The organism is Alcaligenes sp. EGD-AK7 (genome assembly GCF_000465875.3).
Taxonomy (GTDB): domain Bacteria; phylum Pseudomonadota; class Gammaproteobacteria; order Burkholderiales; family Burkholderiaceae_B; genus Alcaligenes; species Alcaligenes phenolicus.
Window position 1 is genome coordinate 169,252 of the sequence record NZ_AVOG02000067.1, and the last position, 13,107, is coordinate 182,358.

Annotated in this window: 13 protein-coding genes; 10 read left to right on the plus strand and 3 right to left on the minus strand. The window is 55.8% G+C overall.

All coding sequences use genetic code 11. The annotated features are described in order from the left end of the window. Window positions 1–5 precede the first annotated feature (5 nt). Genes dctP through N879_RS17730 form a run of 4 tightly spaced genes read left to right on the plus strand, consistent with a single transcriptional unit; the run spans window position 6 to window position 3,555 of the window. On the plus strand, window positions 6–998 hold the full coding sequence (gene dctP / locus N879_RS17715; RefSeq protein ID WP_009457637.1) for a TRAP transporter substrate-binding protein DctP: 993 nt from the start codon (window positions 6–8) through the stop codon (window positions 996–998). A 20-nt stretch (window positions 999–1,018) separates the two neighbouring features. Further along, window positions 1,019–1,525, plus strand: a complete 507-nt coding sequence (locus N879_RS17720) for a TRAP transporter small permease (RefSeq protein WP_009457636.1) — start codon at window positions 1,019–1,021, stop codon at window positions 1,523–1,525. A 2-nt stretch (window positions 1,526–1,527) separates the two neighbouring features. Next, window positions 1,528–2,823, plus strand: a complete 1,296-nt coding sequence (locus N879_RS17725) for a TRAP transporter large permease (protein WP_022983555.1) — start codon at window positions 1,528–1,530, stop codon at window positions 2,821–2,823. A 51-nt stretch (window positions 2,824–2,874) separates the two neighbouring features. Further along, window positions 2,875–3,555, plus strand: a complete 681-nt coding sequence (locus N879_RS17730) for a TetR/AcrR family transcriptional regulator (protein WP_022983556.1) — start codon at window positions 2,875–2,877, stop codon at window positions 3,553–3,555. A gap of 253 nt (window positions 3,556–3,808) precedes the next feature. On the opposite strand, the gene N879_RS17735 is transcribed toward N879_RS17730, so the two are convergent. Continuing rightward, window positions 3,809–4,606 (minus strand): outer membrane protein assembly factor BamD, encoded by a 798-nt coding sequence (locus tag N879_RS17735; protein WP_026484309.1) that lies wholly within the window; start codon window positions 4,604–4,606, stop codon window positions 3,809–3,811. Between the two features lie 95 nt (window positions 4,607–4,701). Between N879_RS17735 and N879_RS17740 the strand changes: the two genes are divergently transcribed. From N879_RS17740 to phaR, 5 genes are all read left to right on the plus strand, one after another. Continuing rightward, complete coding sequence (locus tag N879_RS17740) at window positions 4,702–5,667, plus strand: RluA family pseudouridine synthase (RefSeq protein ID WP_009457633.1); 966 nt, start codon at window positions 4,702–4,704, stop codon at window positions 5,665–5,667. Next, a complete protein-coding gene (gene pgeF, locus N879_RS17745) occupies window positions 5,649–6,416 on the plus strand; it encodes a peptidoglycan editing factor PgeF (RefSeq protein ID WP_009457632.1) in 768 nt (255 codons plus the stop codon). The genes N879_RS17740 and pgeF overlap by 19 nt, the downstream gene beginning before the upstream one ends. 142 nt (window positions 6,417–6,558) lie before the next feature. Beyond that, window positions 6,559–8,190: a PHA/PHB synthase family protein gene (locus tag N879_RS17750; RefSeq protein WP_009457630.1), complete on the plus strand. Its 1,632-nt coding sequence runs from the start codon at window positions 6,559–6,561 to the stop codon at window positions 8,188–8,190. Between the two features lie 124 nt (window positions 8,191–8,314). After that, window positions 8,315–9,052 carry an acetoacetyl-CoA reductase gene (gene phbB, locus N879_RS17755; protein ID WP_009457629.1) on the plus strand — a complete coding sequence of 246 codons (738 nt, stop codon included), beginning with the start codon at window positions 8,315–8,317 and terminating at the stop codon, window positions 9,050–9,052. A gap of 59 nt (window positions 9,053–9,111) precedes the next feature. Next, the gene (gene phaR, locus N879_RS17760) at window positions 9,112–9,654 is read left to right on the plus strand and encodes a polyhydroxyalkanoate synthesis repressor PhaR (RefSeq protein WP_009457627.1); all 543 of its coding nucleotides are present in this window, start codon (window positions 9,112–9,114) and stop codon (window positions 9,652–9,654) included. A 3-nt stretch (window positions 9,655–9,657) separates the two neighbouring features. Here phaR and N879_RS17765 read toward each other — a convergent pair whose 3' ends face one another. Beyond that, window positions 9,658–10,800 carry a GNAT family N-acetyltransferase gene (locus tag N879_RS17765; RefSeq protein ID WP_031233024.1) on the minus strand — a complete coding sequence of 381 codons (1,143 nt, stop codon included), beginning with the start codon at window positions 10,798–10,800 and terminating at the stop codon, window positions 9,658–9,660. 140 nt (window positions 10,801–10,940) lie between these two features. Between N879_RS17765 and N879_RS17770 the strand changes: the two genes are divergently transcribed. Next, complete coding sequence (locus N879_RS17770) at window positions 10,941–11,906, plus strand: hypothetical protein (protein ID WP_009457625.1); 966 nt, start codon at window positions 10,941–10,943, stop codon at window positions 11,904–11,906. A 131-nt stretch (window positions 11,907–12,037) separates the two neighbouring features. Here N879_RS17770 and N879_RS17775 read toward each other — a convergent pair whose 3' ends face one another. Then, a complete protein-coding gene (locus tag N879_RS17775; protein WP_022983558.1) occupies window positions 12,038–13,063 on the minus strand; it encodes a DUF3829 domain-containing protein in 1,026 nt (341 codons plus the stop codon). Window positions 13,064–13,107: the final 44 nt, after the last annotated feature.

Below are 13,107 nucleotides of genomic sequence, written 5' to 3' on the forward strand. Positions count from 1 at the left end.
GAGTTATGAAGCTTTTGAGCAAGACCTTGCTGACGGTGATGTTCAGCCTGAGCGCGGCCACCGTGTCCGCACAGACCATGCGCATTGCAACGGACTCGGGCGCGCAAGGTTCGCCTAGCGGTGATGCGATCGAGAAATGGGCTGCGCTGATCAAAGAGGGTACGCAAGGCGTGGTGTCGCCACGCGTTTTCTATCAAAACCAGTTGGGTGGTCAGGAAGAAGTGTTTGACCAGCACGTAGCCGGTGATGTGCAGTTGATGCTGAACTGGCCCATGACTTCCTACGACAAGCGCATTGCGGTGATCTACACACCCTATATGTTCACCACCTGGGAAGAAGCCTTGGCCGCGTACCAGCCCGGTGGCTGGTTGAATGAAACGCTGGACGGTATCTACAAAGAGAACGGCTTGAAGTTCTTCGGTGCCTGGCCTGAAGGATTCAATGGCGTCGCCACCAAAGGCAAACATGCGGTGACGGTAGAAGACGCCAGGAACATCAAGGTACGTGTTCCCCCGATCTCCATGATGCAGCAGTCCGTGCAAGCCATGGGTTACCAGACGGCAGCCATTGACTGGGGCGAAGTGTTTACGTCAATTCAGACCGGCGTGGTGGATGGCGATGCAGCCAACGTCATTTATTACGACTACGAATATTTCCGTGACACGCTGGATTACTACGTGCGCAGCAAGCAGCAGTTCATTACCGGCGTGTTGTCCATGAACCTGGAAGCCTGGGAAGCCTTGAAGCCCGAGCAGCAGGAAGTGATTCAGGCCTCGGCCATCACCATCATGCAAGATCAGTTTTCCAAGGCCCAGGTAGCGGACGCGGCCATTGTGGAGAAGTGGAAAGCGCTGGGTAAAACCTACCTTGAGCTCGACAAGGATCAACTGGCTGCTTTGGGCACCCATGTGCGTGCCAAGGTCTGGCCTGCGATGCACGCTGAAGTGGGCGACAGCATCATGGCCCATATCGAGAAAAACGCCTCGGCTCTCAAGTGAACACCTTGGAACAAGGGAGTATGAATGTGAGTGAGGACCCTCTGATCAAGCGAGGGCCGACCCTGATCGCTCTGGAATGGCTGGCCATTGCGTCCAGCGTTGTGGTGGCGGCAGGTTTGGCCTATGTGGTGGCCGCACGTTATTACCTGAATTGGCCGGCAGCCGGTGTGCACACCATTGTGATGGTGGCGGCGATCTGGCTGTACATGACGGGGGCCTTGATCGCCAGCCAGTCCCGTCAGCATTTGGTGGTGGATTACCTGTCGCATCGTTTGAAGACCCCACGGGCGCGTGCTATCCATCGTTTCATCGTGTCCGTACTGGTGCTGATCATTGTGGTGGCTTTTGCCTATTGGACCTTGCGCATGTTCATGTGGGGTTCCCGGTTCTCGACCACGATGGCCGAGCTGGGAATTCCTGTCTGGGTACCGCAAGCCGCTATTGGTCTGAACGCCGCCGGTAGCCTGATGTATGCCTTGCGCGATGTTTATCAGTCTTTAATGGCCTTGCGCCATGGAGGCCATTGATTATGCATGCTGGATTTTCTGTTCTCTTGCTCCTGTTCCTGCTAGGTGTCGGGGTGCCAGTGGCCTGGTCCTTTGCCGGCACGCTGCTGATGTTGACGCTGGTGTATGACGTCAACTTGAACACCTTAATGCTGCAAGGTTTCCGTTCCTTGAACTCCCTGGTTCTGCTGGCTTTGCCTTTGTTCATCATGGCGGGGTACTTGATGCAGGCAGGCGGGATTGCACACCGTTTGGTGGGCTTTGCCGAGATGCTGGTCAAGAATCGTCGTGGTGGCATGGGGGCCAGCATGGTGCTGGCTTCCGGGGTGTTCGGGGCGATTTCGGGTACGGCCTCGGCGGCGGTGGCGTCCATTGGCACCATTCTGGTCGATCCCATGGAGCAGCGCGGTTATCCGCGTCAGTACTCGGCGGCCTTGCTGGGGATTTCCTCTTTGCTAGGGATTCTGATTCCGCCGTCCATCACCATGATTCTGTTCGCGGTGGTGACGCAGCAGTCGGTAGTGGCGTGTTTTGCAGCCACGATCGGGCCAGGGATTCTGTTGATGGTCGGGCTGACGCTGTTCAATTATGTGGTGGCTGGACGCTGGTTCAAGGAACTGCCAGCACAAGCTGTTGATGAAAAATCCCGTCGTTCTTCCCTCAAGACTTTGCTTTATGCCGTGCCCGCCTTGTGTATTCCCACCTTGATTCTGGGTGGTATTTACGGGGGCGTATTCACACCCACGGAAGCTGCGGCGGTGGCGGTTGTGCTGGTGATTGGCATCGGCTGCTTTGTGTATCGTGAACTGACCCTGCGCAAGCTGCGTGACAGCTTCGTTCGCACGGCAGAGACTACGGGCACCGTTATCCTGATCTTGCTGTTCTCCTTTCTGATCGGCCGTATTTTGGTTGCGCAAGGCGTGCCTCAGGACCTGACCGCCTTTGTGACAGGTCTGGTGGATAGCCCCATCGGCATTCTCTTGATGGTCAATGTGTTCCTGATTCTGGTGGGCATGATTATTGACGATGTGTCCTTGACCGTGGTGGTGGCTCCCTTGCTGCTGCCTTTGGTGGGCGTGGCCGATGTCAATCCGATACAGTTTGCCGCGATTGTGGCGTGTGCGGTGATTGTGGGTTCCAACAGCCCGCCGATGGCACCTGTGCTGTACATGTCCTGCCGTATCAGCAAGGTGACGGTACATCGTTCCTTTGGCCCGGCCATCGCCATGATCGTGTTTGTGGCTATTCCGATTCAATTGATCACCACCTTCGTGCCCGCTGTTTCCTTGGCGTTTCCACGAATGCTGGGCCTGTTATAAGAGGAGCGCCGGTATACTTTGGCGACTAAAGCGACTCTACAAGCAGGCGATATGAGCGATAAGGAATTGATTGAACGTGTGGCCCAGGCCGGCGCACTGACCGAGCCCAATGTGCATTTGACGCGGGCGGATTGGCTGGAGGCGGCCATTCGCCTGTTCATGCAGGAAGGCGTGGAGGCGGTGCGCATCACTCGTCTGGCGCAGGTGATGGCCGTCACGCGAGGCAGTTTTTATTGGCATTTCAAGGACAGGGACGATCTGCTGGATGGGCTGGTCGGTTTCTGGGAACAAAAGAATATGCGCTCCACCATGTTGGCGCTGGAGAATGTGGACAATCTGCAAGATGGCATGTTGTCCCTGTTCTCTACCTGGTTGGACGTGTCCCGTTTTGAGCCGGGCCTGGATATGGCCATGCGGGATTGGGCAAGGCGCTCCGAGCGAGTGCGTCAAGCCGTCGAGCGGGCGGACAAGGCCTGCATGAATGCCTTGGCCAATTTCTTTCAGCGCATGGGTGTGGAAGAGATTGAAGCCCAGACCCGAGCCCGGACGACGTACTTTTGTCAGATTGGCTATTACCTGATTGGCCTGCAGGAAGAGCTGGAAGACCGCATGGTGTATCTGGACGACACTATGAAGATTCTGGGAGGCCAGCCCCTGGACCCAGCCAAGGCCAAGGCTTTTGCAGAGCGTATGTATAGCGTGCAAAAGGACAATGCCAAGAAGGTGGGGTGATATTCAGGATGCTCTGGGGCCTGTGGGGGCGGGGTGTGTTTAGATGGCTGCAGGCTAAGGAGCTACCTGGCTTGTCGTTACTGTTTTGATGAGCAGGGCAGAGCAGGCTGGTAAGGAATATCAGCTTGAAGCCGGAAAACTGAAAAGGCCGAATCCTGTATGGGATTCGGCCTTTTTTTGACTGCGTTCTGTGAGGCGTTTTATTGTCGCTTCACAAAGGCAGCCTGTGTTTTGTGCTGCTTTGCCTAAAGGTTTAGAACCAGTTAATCGGGTTCCAGTAGTTAACCTTGGCATCCAGACCGTCCTTGAAGTAGGTGGAGTCCGGGAAGTTCTGATCCATCACGCGTTTGGTGGTGTCACGCAGCTCGGTTTGACCCATCTTGTCGTAGGACAGGTACATCAAGTACAGCGCGCGTTCAGCAATAGGCACGCCCTTGAAGTCCGTAATCACGGTTTGCGCACGGTTCACAGCAGCCACGTAAGCGCCACGCTTGTAGTAGTACTCGGCTACGTGCACTTCGTTCTGGGCGATGGTGCTGACCAGCCAGGTCAAGCGCTTGGCGGCATCCGGTGCGTAACGGCTATTGGGGTAGCGTTGCAGCAGATCGTTAAAGGCTTCGTAGGATTCGCGCAGACCTTTGGGGTCACGCTCGCTGGGGTCCTGTTGGGTAATGTTGGACAGGGCAGCGCTAGGAGGCGTAAAGGAGATCAGCCCTTTCAGGTACAGCATGTAGTCGGTACCGGGGTGGCTGGGGTACTGCTTCTGGAAGCGGTCGATAGCGGCCAGGGCTTTGGCAGGCTCTTCGTCTTTCCAGTTGATATAGGCCTGGTCGATCAGCGATTGCTGTGCGTAAGTGCCAAAGGGGTAGCGGGACTCGACGGCTTCCAGGCGGGTACGCGCGTCTTTCCAGTTGCCGGCGGACATTTCTTCACGGGCGTCTTTATACAGGCGCTCGGCGGTCCAACCCGAGGTGGGGTCAACTTCTTTTTTGGTAGTGCCGCAGCCAGCAAGCAAAGTGGCAGCCAGCATTAATGCGGCTACTTGGGCCAGCTTGGTACCACGAATACGTGGCAAGTTCAGGTTCAGGCGAGTCACAAAAGCGTCCTTGGTGTTAGCATTGCTGCTCAATTATATGATTTGTCGCCATGCCTGACACAGATACTGAAAAAGATAGTGTTGTTTCTTCCGACGCACTGCGTTTTATCCTTCCCATCACTGCGTCTCCCGATCGTCTGGACAAGACCTTAGCGCGTTTATTGCCACAGCATTCGCGCAGCCGTCTACAGTCCTGGGTCGAGAGTGGGCATGTTCTCGTCAACGGCCAGGCCGTCAAGGTCAAGCATACGGTTTACCCCGGTGATACCGTGCTGGTCTGGGAGCAGCAGGCCCCAGAAGACATGGCCTTCGAACCTGATGACGTGGCCTTCGAGATTGTGGCTCAAAGCGACTCCTGGCTGGTGGTTAACAAGCCAGTGGGTCTGGTCACGCATCCTGGTGCGGGTAACTGGCGTGGCACCTTGCTCAATGGTTTGCTGTTTCGCTTCCCCAATCTGCGTCAGGTACCCCGTGCCGGTGTTGTACACCGGCTGGACAAAGACACTTCCGGCTTGCTGGTCGTGGCCCGCACGGAAGTCGCACAAACTCACTTTGTCCGACAACTGCAAGAGCGTAGCATGGGACGCCAGTATCTGGCGTTGGTCCATGGCGTCTTGCCGGGCCAGGGCTCGGTCGATGAGCCGATTGGACGCGATTTGCGCGTGCCAGTGCGCATGAGTACTGGGCCGTCCGTCGCTCCCAAGCATGCTGTAACGCATTATCAAATGTTGCGTCAGGGTTATGCAGGCGAGGAAGCGGTGACCGAGGTGGCTTGCCGACTGGAGACAGGGCGTACCCACCAGATTCGTGTCCACCTGAGCTCAATCAAGCATCCTCTGCTGGCCGATACCTTATATGGTGGCCGCGTTGTCGCGGGGGCGCAGCGCCAAATGCTGCATGCCCATGTGCTGGAGTTTGATGATCCCGATACGGGCGAGCGCCGTCGCTTCTCGGCGGAGCCACCGTCTGACTATCAGTCTGTTGCAGAGGCGATTGAATGGCACACTCAAAGCTGATTCCTGGTGTTAGCGGCCCCGAACAAGCGGGGCTGCTTTATTTCTGTACGACTCGGGCCGGTGGCGTCAGCCAGGACGAGCGTGACAGCCTGAATCTGGGTCTGAATACCGGCGACGATCCGGAGCGGGTGCAGGTTAACCGCCAGCGGCTGGCGGACTTCCTGGGTTCGGAGCCAGTCTGGCTGGCACAGGTACACGGCACAGATGTGCTGGATGCAGATCAGGATGTTTTGCCTGCCGTGCCCAGACAGTTTGATGCTGCCATCACTACACGCCGGGACCGTACCCTGGCCATTCTGACCGCCGATTGCCTGCCGGTGGTGATCTGGGACGAGCAATCTCAGGTCTTGGGTGTGGCCCATGCCGGTTGGCGTGGTCTGCAAGCCGGAGTCCTGGAGCGTACCTGGCAGGCGATGGCCGCCCGTTGTCCCCAAGCGCAATCCTGGCAAGCCTGGATTGGTCCGGCAATCAGTCAAGAACACTTTGAAGTCGGGCAGGAAGTCTTTGATGCCTATGTTCAGGATGAGCCGGAATTGGCCGCCTTTTTTATTCAGGGAAAGCGTCCTGGAAAATGGCAGGCGGATTTGCCCGGTATTGCCCGCCACCGTTTGGAAAAATTAAGCCCTGGAACAATGACCGTGCACTTGAGTGGCTTGTGTACGTTTCAAGAGAATGAATTGTTTTATTCCTACCGCCGCTCGCCCTTGACCGGCCGACAGGCCACCATTGCTCGCTTGAACCTGCTTTAACGGTTTTTTAATCGTATTAAATACGATATGGAATCTTTAATTCCGTCTATTGGCGTGCCAGCCTAATTAATTACCCCAATTGACTGCTTTTGTTACGAACGTCATGCTCTAAGCGTATTTGCAATTCGTTTACAGGTGGCAGATGTCGAGTAACAACAGAGCTTTTCAAGGTTTTGGCAAACCGATCGATGCCACCCGCTGTGCTGAACTGCAAGCTCGTTATATGCAACAGTGGCAGGAGTTGTGGGACCAGGCCCAGCGCGGTGCCTTGCCACCTCCCCAGGATCGCCGGTTTGCGGATGCCGCCTGGCAGAGCAATCCCACCGCCTTGTTCAATGCCCATATCTGGCAGCTTAGCGTTCAGGCCATGAACGAGATGCTGGACTCGATGGAGCTGGAAGCCCCGCAGCGTGAGCGCCTGAGCTTTTCCATGATGCAGTGGGCTGAGGCCATGTCGCCCAGCAACTATTTGATGCTCAACCCCCAGGCCCTGCAAACCATGATGGATACGGGCGGCCAGTCGGTGCTGGAAGGAATGTCCAATTTTATGGACGACTGGCAAAAAGGCCGTCTGACACAAACGGATGAAAGCCAGTTTCAACTGGGGAAAAACGTGGGTGCTACCCCCGGTGCCGTGGTATTCCAGAACGATATTTTTCAACTGATTCAATACGCACCTACTACCAGCATGGTCCATGCCGTGCCCTTGCTGATCGTGCCGCCCTGCATCAACAAGTTCTACATTCTGGACCTGCAGCCGGAGAATTCCTTTGTACGCCACGCTCTGGATCAGGGGCTGACGGTGTACCTGATGTCCTGGCGCAATCCCCAGCCGAATGACGCGGCCCATATCCATGCACTGAGTTGGCAGGATTATCTGGAGCAGGGCGTGCTGGAAGCGATTCGTGTCAGCCAGGAGCTGTCGGGCCAGGAAAAAATCAATACGCTGGGCTTTTGTATCGGTGGCACCTTGCTGGCCAGCGCTTTGGCTCTGGCACGCGATAAAGGTCAGGACCCGGCCGTTTCCATGACCTTGCTGACCACCATGTTGGATTTCACCGATGTGGGCATGCTGAATGTCTTTATCGACGAAGCACAGGTTGCGTTTCGGGAGTGGCAGTTGGGGCAGGGCGGATTGCTCAATGCCCGTGAGCTGGCCAGTACCTTTTCTTTCCTGCGCCCCGCCGAGCTGGTTTGGAACTATGTGAACAGTAACTACTTGCAGGGTAAAAAACCACCTGCCTTTGACTTGCTGTACTGGAACTCCGACGGCACCCATTTGCCCGGTCCTTTCTTTACCTGGTATTTGCGCAATACCTATCTGGAAAATCGTCTGGTTCAAAAAGGTGGTGTTCCCGTGGGGGCGCACCGCGCCGATCTGAGCCAACTGGATTTGCCTGTGTACCTGTATGGCTCCAAAGAAGACCATATCGTGCCCTGGCAGTCGGCCTATGCGTCCTTGCAGGCACTGCCTGCGGCTCAGCATCGTTTTGTGCTGGGAGCTTCGGGCCATATCGCAGGCGTGATCAATCCACCTGCCAAGCAGCGCCGTAATTACTGGGTGCTGCAAGATGGCGAGCCAGTCGCCACGCTGGATGCCCAGCAGTATATGGAGCGGGCTCAGTCCGTACCTGGTAGCTGGTGGTCCGATTGGATTGCGTGGCTTGCACCTTTGTCGGGTTCGCGGCGTCGCGCAAAACGTCGTCTGGGCCATGCGCGTTATCCCGTGCTGGAGGATGCGCCCGGCAGTTATGTGAAAGTGCGCGCCAGTTAATTTTCAATTTTTCAGGTTTCGGGAGCCGGGCGGTCTGCCTGCTTCCATTATCCCGACGCCAGGCTTTTTCATTGTCCGGGCCGGCCCAGGGATCGAGCTTTGTCACCCCTTTCAGGAGAAGTATATGAGCAGCAAAGTAGCTTACGTCACTGGTGGTATGGGAGGGATAGGGACAGTCATTTGTCAGCGTCTGGCCAAAGACGGTTTTACCGTTATTGCAGGCTGCGGCCCCAATCGCGATTTTCAGAAATGGTTGGGTGAGCAGGCCGAGCTGGGCTACACATTTCATGCTTCGGTGGGCAACGTAGCAGACTGGGACTCGACCGTTGAAACCTTTAAAAAAGTCTTTGCCGATTTTGGTCGTGTGGATGTTCTGGTCAATAATGCCGGGATTACACGCGACGGCACCTTCCGTAAAATGAGTCAGGAAGATTGGCGCGCGGTGATTGACACCAACCTGAACAGCCTGTTCAACGTGACCAAACAAGTCATTGATGGCATGGTAGAGCGCCAATGGGGCCGCATCATCAATATCAGCTCAGTAAACGGGCAGAAAGGGCAGTTTGGCCAGACCAACTACTCCACGGCTAAAGCCGGGATCCACGGCTTTACCATGGCTCTGGCTCAGGAGGTTGCCAATAAGGGGGTGACGGTCAATACTATTTCCCCCGGTTATATTGGTACGGACATGGTGCGTGCGATTCGCCCCGACGTTCTGGAGAAAATCGTGGCGACCATTCCAGTGGGCCGTTTGGGTACACCGGATGAAATTGGCTCCATGGTGGCCTGGCTGGCCTCGGGTGATTCCGGCTTTGCCACGGGTGCGGATTTCTCCCTGAACGGTGGCTTGCACATGAGCTAAGGCTTGTTGCAGTGCATAGCGCGTGTTTTTGATTTATTGATTAGGAAGTAAGCACCAGCATGGGATCCCCTCGACTCATCAAGAAATACCCCAATCGTCGCTTGTACGACACGCAGGCCAGCGCTTACATCACTATGGTCGATGTCAAGCAACTGGTCCTGTCAGGAGAGGAGTTCGCGGTCGTCGATGCCAAAAGCGGCGAGGACCTGACGCGCAGTATTCTGTTGCAGATCATTCTTGAGGAAGAAAGCGGGGGTATCCCCATGTTCTCCACTCCGGTGCTGATGCAGATCATCCGCTTTTATGGCAATGCCATGCAGGGGGTGATGGGCTCGTATCTGGAAAAGAACATTCAGGCCTTCATGGAAATCCAGGAGCGCATGACTGAACAGTCCAAAGGCGTCTACGGCGGTCAGTTCGGCCCCGAAGCCTGGGCTCAGTTCATGAGCATACAGGCGCCTGTGATGCAAACCGTCATGAACAGCTATATCGATCAGAGCAAGAATCTGTTCGTGCAAATGCAGGACCAAATGCAGGATCAGACCCGGCAAATGTTCTCGGTCTTTCCCTTTGCGCCACCAGGCAAAGACAAGAAAGACTGATTTTTAGCTTGCCAGCGTTTTAAACGGGGTATGGCTGTTTAGTGCTTCCTGATAGCGGGCCACATGGCCCGCTTCTTCATGCAGGAACTCTTCAATGGCGTGGGCAAAGCGGGGGTCAGCAATCCAGTGCGCCGAGCTGGTGGGAGTGGGCAGCAAACCTCGCGAGAGCTTGTGCTCCCCTTGAGCACCGCCTTCAAAGAAACGCAGTTGCTGCGCAATGCAGAACTGAATTGCCTGGTTGTAGCAGGTCTCGAAATGCAGGCCTGGCACGTATCGAGTACAGCCCCAGTAACGTCCATAAAGTGTATGCCCGTCCCGCAGCGACAGGGCGCAGGCTACATCTTGCCCATCTTGCTGCGCCAGAATCAGTACCAGAGAGTCGGGTAGATGTTCGTGCAGGCGCGCAAAGAAATCCCGATTCAGATAGGGGCGTTGTCCGCGCTCCTGATAGGTATTGGCATAGCACTGGTAAAAGTAGTCCAGGTTCTGCTCGCTAATCTCCTGGCCCTGTTTGTGCTCAAAGGACAGCCCCTGCTCGTAAACCTTGCGGCTGTCCTGTCGCATTTTTTTGCGCTTTTGCTGGGTCAGGGAAGCCAGGAAGTCCTCGTAGCTGGCGTAGTTCTGGTTTTGCCAGTGAAACTGCACATCGTGGCGAATCATGAAGCCCGCCTGCTCCAGAGCTTGCCTGTCCTCTGGATTCGGGAACAGGACATGCACAGAGGACAGCTGATTACTTTGCGTCAGCTGGATCAGTTGCCTGGCCAGCAGGATGCGATCCTCTTGTGTGTGCGCCAGCAGACGTGGGCCGCTAACGGGCGTGAAGGGGACGGCACTGAGCAGCTTGGGGTAGTAGTCCAGCCCATGGCGTTGATAAGCCTGAGCCCAGCCCTGATCAAACACATACTCGCCGCGCGAATGGTGCTTCAGATACAGGGGCACGGCACCACACAGCGTCTGTCCACGATGCATCAAGAGGTAATGTGGTGACCAGCCTGTTTGTGGAATGGCGCAGCCAGCTTTGTCCAATGACGTCAGAAAAGCATGACTGAGCAACAGGTGATGGCCAGAGAGCGCGTCCCAGTGTGCTGCGTCGAGCTGACTCAGTTGTGTGCAAAGTGAGAATTGGATCGGTTCAGTGCTGACCATGGCAGGGAGTATGTCGGTAAGCTCAACTTGAAACAGGGCTAGGGCATAGACCCTGACGGCTTTGTATACTAGCCAGCGTTTCATGCAAAGGGAAGGCTTGATTGGTATTGTTGCCAGCGCTTGCCCAATAAGAGGAATTCATGAAGAAAATTGCCTTGGCGCTGGGGACGTGGATGGTGCTGGCGGGTTCGGCTCAAGCGGGTCCTGCCTGTGAGTATTTGCGTAATTATGTCGCTTTACAGCCGCAATCCGGCGACGAGCTGCAGATGCAGGATCAGGAGGGGGCTTGTCTAGTTCAGAACGGACAGTGGTCGGCCAGTTTTTCGTCAATGCTGCTGGCCTTTGATGAGCTGATCTTGCGTGATGAGGGCTTGGCATCCTTGTCCGAGCGGCAAGTTATTCCAGACTCCATGGATCTACAAGTAAGCGGGATCTATGTTCTGACGGGACGTTTGCCAGGGCAGGACTACGTAATGCGCCTGCAAGCCAAGCCTATGGATTTTACTTTCAAGTACAAGTGGGACTCGGCCTTGGCACAATTGAATTTGGAGCAGGTTCGACTGCGTAGTCAGTACCTGCGTGAGGTTCGTGCTCAGGCGCAATTCGGGATTGAGTCGGCCGCAGGACGCCCCTTGGGTGCCGATGATCTTGAGCAGGCGGAGCTTAAAAGTCTGAATCTGTACCTGGATAATCAGAATCTGATCCAGTCCATGATCATGCCTGCGTTGGTGATGAACATGAGCATGTACGAAGACCCGCGCCCTGGTATCGAGAAGGCCTTGTTGGCCGCACGCACTTCCGTGCAGTTGATGCCTGACTCGGTGGCGGATCGGGACAGCCGCGATGCCTTGCTGGCATTTATTGCTCAGCTACCCGCGCCTCAGGGGCGCTTGTCGTTGAATATGACAATGGATCCCCCTTGGCCAGCGGCACGTCTGGAGTCTGGCTTGTCTGTGGATCAGGTGCGTAAATTGATGTCTGGCATGAAGGTGCAAGCCAGATTCAATACAGGGCAAGAAGCCCCGTCTGTCTATGTGTGGCTGCGTGATCGTCTGCGTGATGGTTTGCGGTTTTTCGATCTTCGCAAGGATGACGCGGCGCGCTAATGAGCGTTTGGCCCTGGTGGCGTGAGGCCCTGTAATACCGGACCAACCCCATCTTGCTTGGGGTCTGCCATTGCCAGTGCGCAGGCTGCGCTCTCCCGCTTACGGAAAACGCAGCCATTAGCCTGGTTTCGTCAGGCGTCGGGTAGCATGTTGTAGTTTCTGATCATGCTGTTGTAGTCGTTCTCCAGCTTGGAGAGCTGGTACTCCACATTGGCTTGCTTTGCGTCCGATGCCAGGGCTCGGCGCAGATCCTTCAAGCCCACCAGGAAGGTATTGAAGTTGCTGGACAGGGCAAACCACTTGGGCGCGTTGCCCAGCTGCGTTTTGGTGTCGGGATGTGCTTTGGCAAAGGCATCAGCCTTGTCGAAGGCGGCTTGATACGCTTGCTCGATTTTCTCGATGGACTGGCCAGTGAGCTGCTCGGACTCTGCCAACGTGCTGATGGCATCAACGGCGCGGCGGGCGGCCAGAGAGACATTCAGCGTGTGCCAAGCAAAGTTCTCGGTGCCGTAAGCCTCTTCAATCGCTACCAGCTGTTTTTCCCGCAGACTGTGATTGCGCTCCGAGACTGTTTGTCTGAGCGTGTCTTCCGCATCAAAGAAGCTGATGAACAGAGGCATGATCTGCTCGTCCAGCTCGCGGCCTTTCTTCATCTGGTCGTCAATATTGTCCTTGCGACTGTAATAGAGATCCGCTTCATTCATGACGGGAATCAGGTTTTCCAGCGTGTCAGCAAACACTTGACCAGGCTTGTCCAGTCCAGCGTCTGCTGGCGGCATGGCGATGGCATTGCGCATTTGGGTGATGCATTCGCGCGAGATGGAGTTGTTCTGCTCGTACACCTTGATCTTGAAGCTGGCGGCAATGCGGGTGGAGCCGGGGGTAGCGACAAGGTTCTGATATTCCTTGATGTATTTCTGGGCATGCTGGCTCAAGGGGCTGGCGACGTCATTCAGGCAGGCAATTACTGGCTGCAGTTTCTCGGCCAGTTGCATATCCTGCTTTTGCAGGCTCACTTCACCATTGCCCAGAAGGGAACTGCCAGAGGTGCCGACCTTCATTTCCTGTGGCAGCCAGGTGTTGAATTGGCCGCTGGCGTAGGCGCCGATGGCAATGCCGATCGCGCCCAGGATCACAATACTTGTAAGTTTCTTCATTTTCGCGCTGTAGAGATAAGCTGCGCTGCCCCTGGGAAGGGGGC

Excerpts from the sequence above, each read along its gene's own strand:
- N879_RS17740 (WP_009457633.1), top strand. The coding sequence starts at position 4,702 with ATGCCTGACACAGATACTGAAAAAGATAGTGTTGTTTCTTCCGACGCA.
- N879_RS17730 (WP_022983556.1), top strand. The coding sequence starts at position 2,875 with ATGAGCGATAAGGAATTGATTGAACGTGTGGCCCAGGCCGGCGCACTG.
- N879_RS17720 (WP_009457636.1), top strand. The coding sequence starts at position 1,019 with ATGAATGTGAGTGAGGACCCTCTGATCAAGCGAGGGCCGACCCTGATC.
- N879_RS17765 (WP_031233024.1), bottom strand. The coding sequence starts at position 10,800 with ATGGTCAGCACTGAACCGATCCAATTCTCACTTTGCACACAACTGAGT.
- N879_RS17750 (WP_009457630.1), top strand. The coding sequence starts at position 6,559 with ATGTCGAGTAACAACAGAGCTTTTCAAGGTTTTGGCAAACCGATCGAT.
- dctP (WP_009457637.1), top strand. The coding sequence starts at position 6 with ATGAAGCTTTTGAGCAAGACCTTGCTGACGGTGATGTTCAGCCTGAGC.
- phaR (WP_009457627.1), top strand. The coding sequence starts at position 9,112 with ATGGGATCCCCTCGACTCATCAAGAAATACCCCAATCGTCGCTTGTAC.
- N879_RS17775 (WP_022983558.1), bottom strand. The coding sequence starts at position 13,063 with ATGAAGAAACTTACAAGTATTGTGATCCTGGGCGCGATCGGCATTGCC.
- pgeF (WP_009457632.1), top strand. The coding sequence starts at position 5,649 with ATGGCACACTCAAAGCTGATTCCTGGTGTTAGCGGCCCCGAACAAGCG.
- phbB (WP_009457629.1), top strand. The coding sequence starts at position 8,315 with ATGAGCAGCAAAGTAGCTTACGTCACTGGTGGTATGGGAGGGATAGGG.
- N879_RS17770 (WP_009457625.1), top strand. The coding sequence starts at position 10,941 with ATGAAGAAAATTGCCTTGGCGCTGGGGACGTGGATGGTGCTGGCGGGT.
- N879_RS17725 (WP_022983555.1), top strand. The coding sequence starts at position 1,528 with ATGCATGCTGGATTTTCTGTTCTCTTGCTCCTGTTCCTGCTAGGTGTC.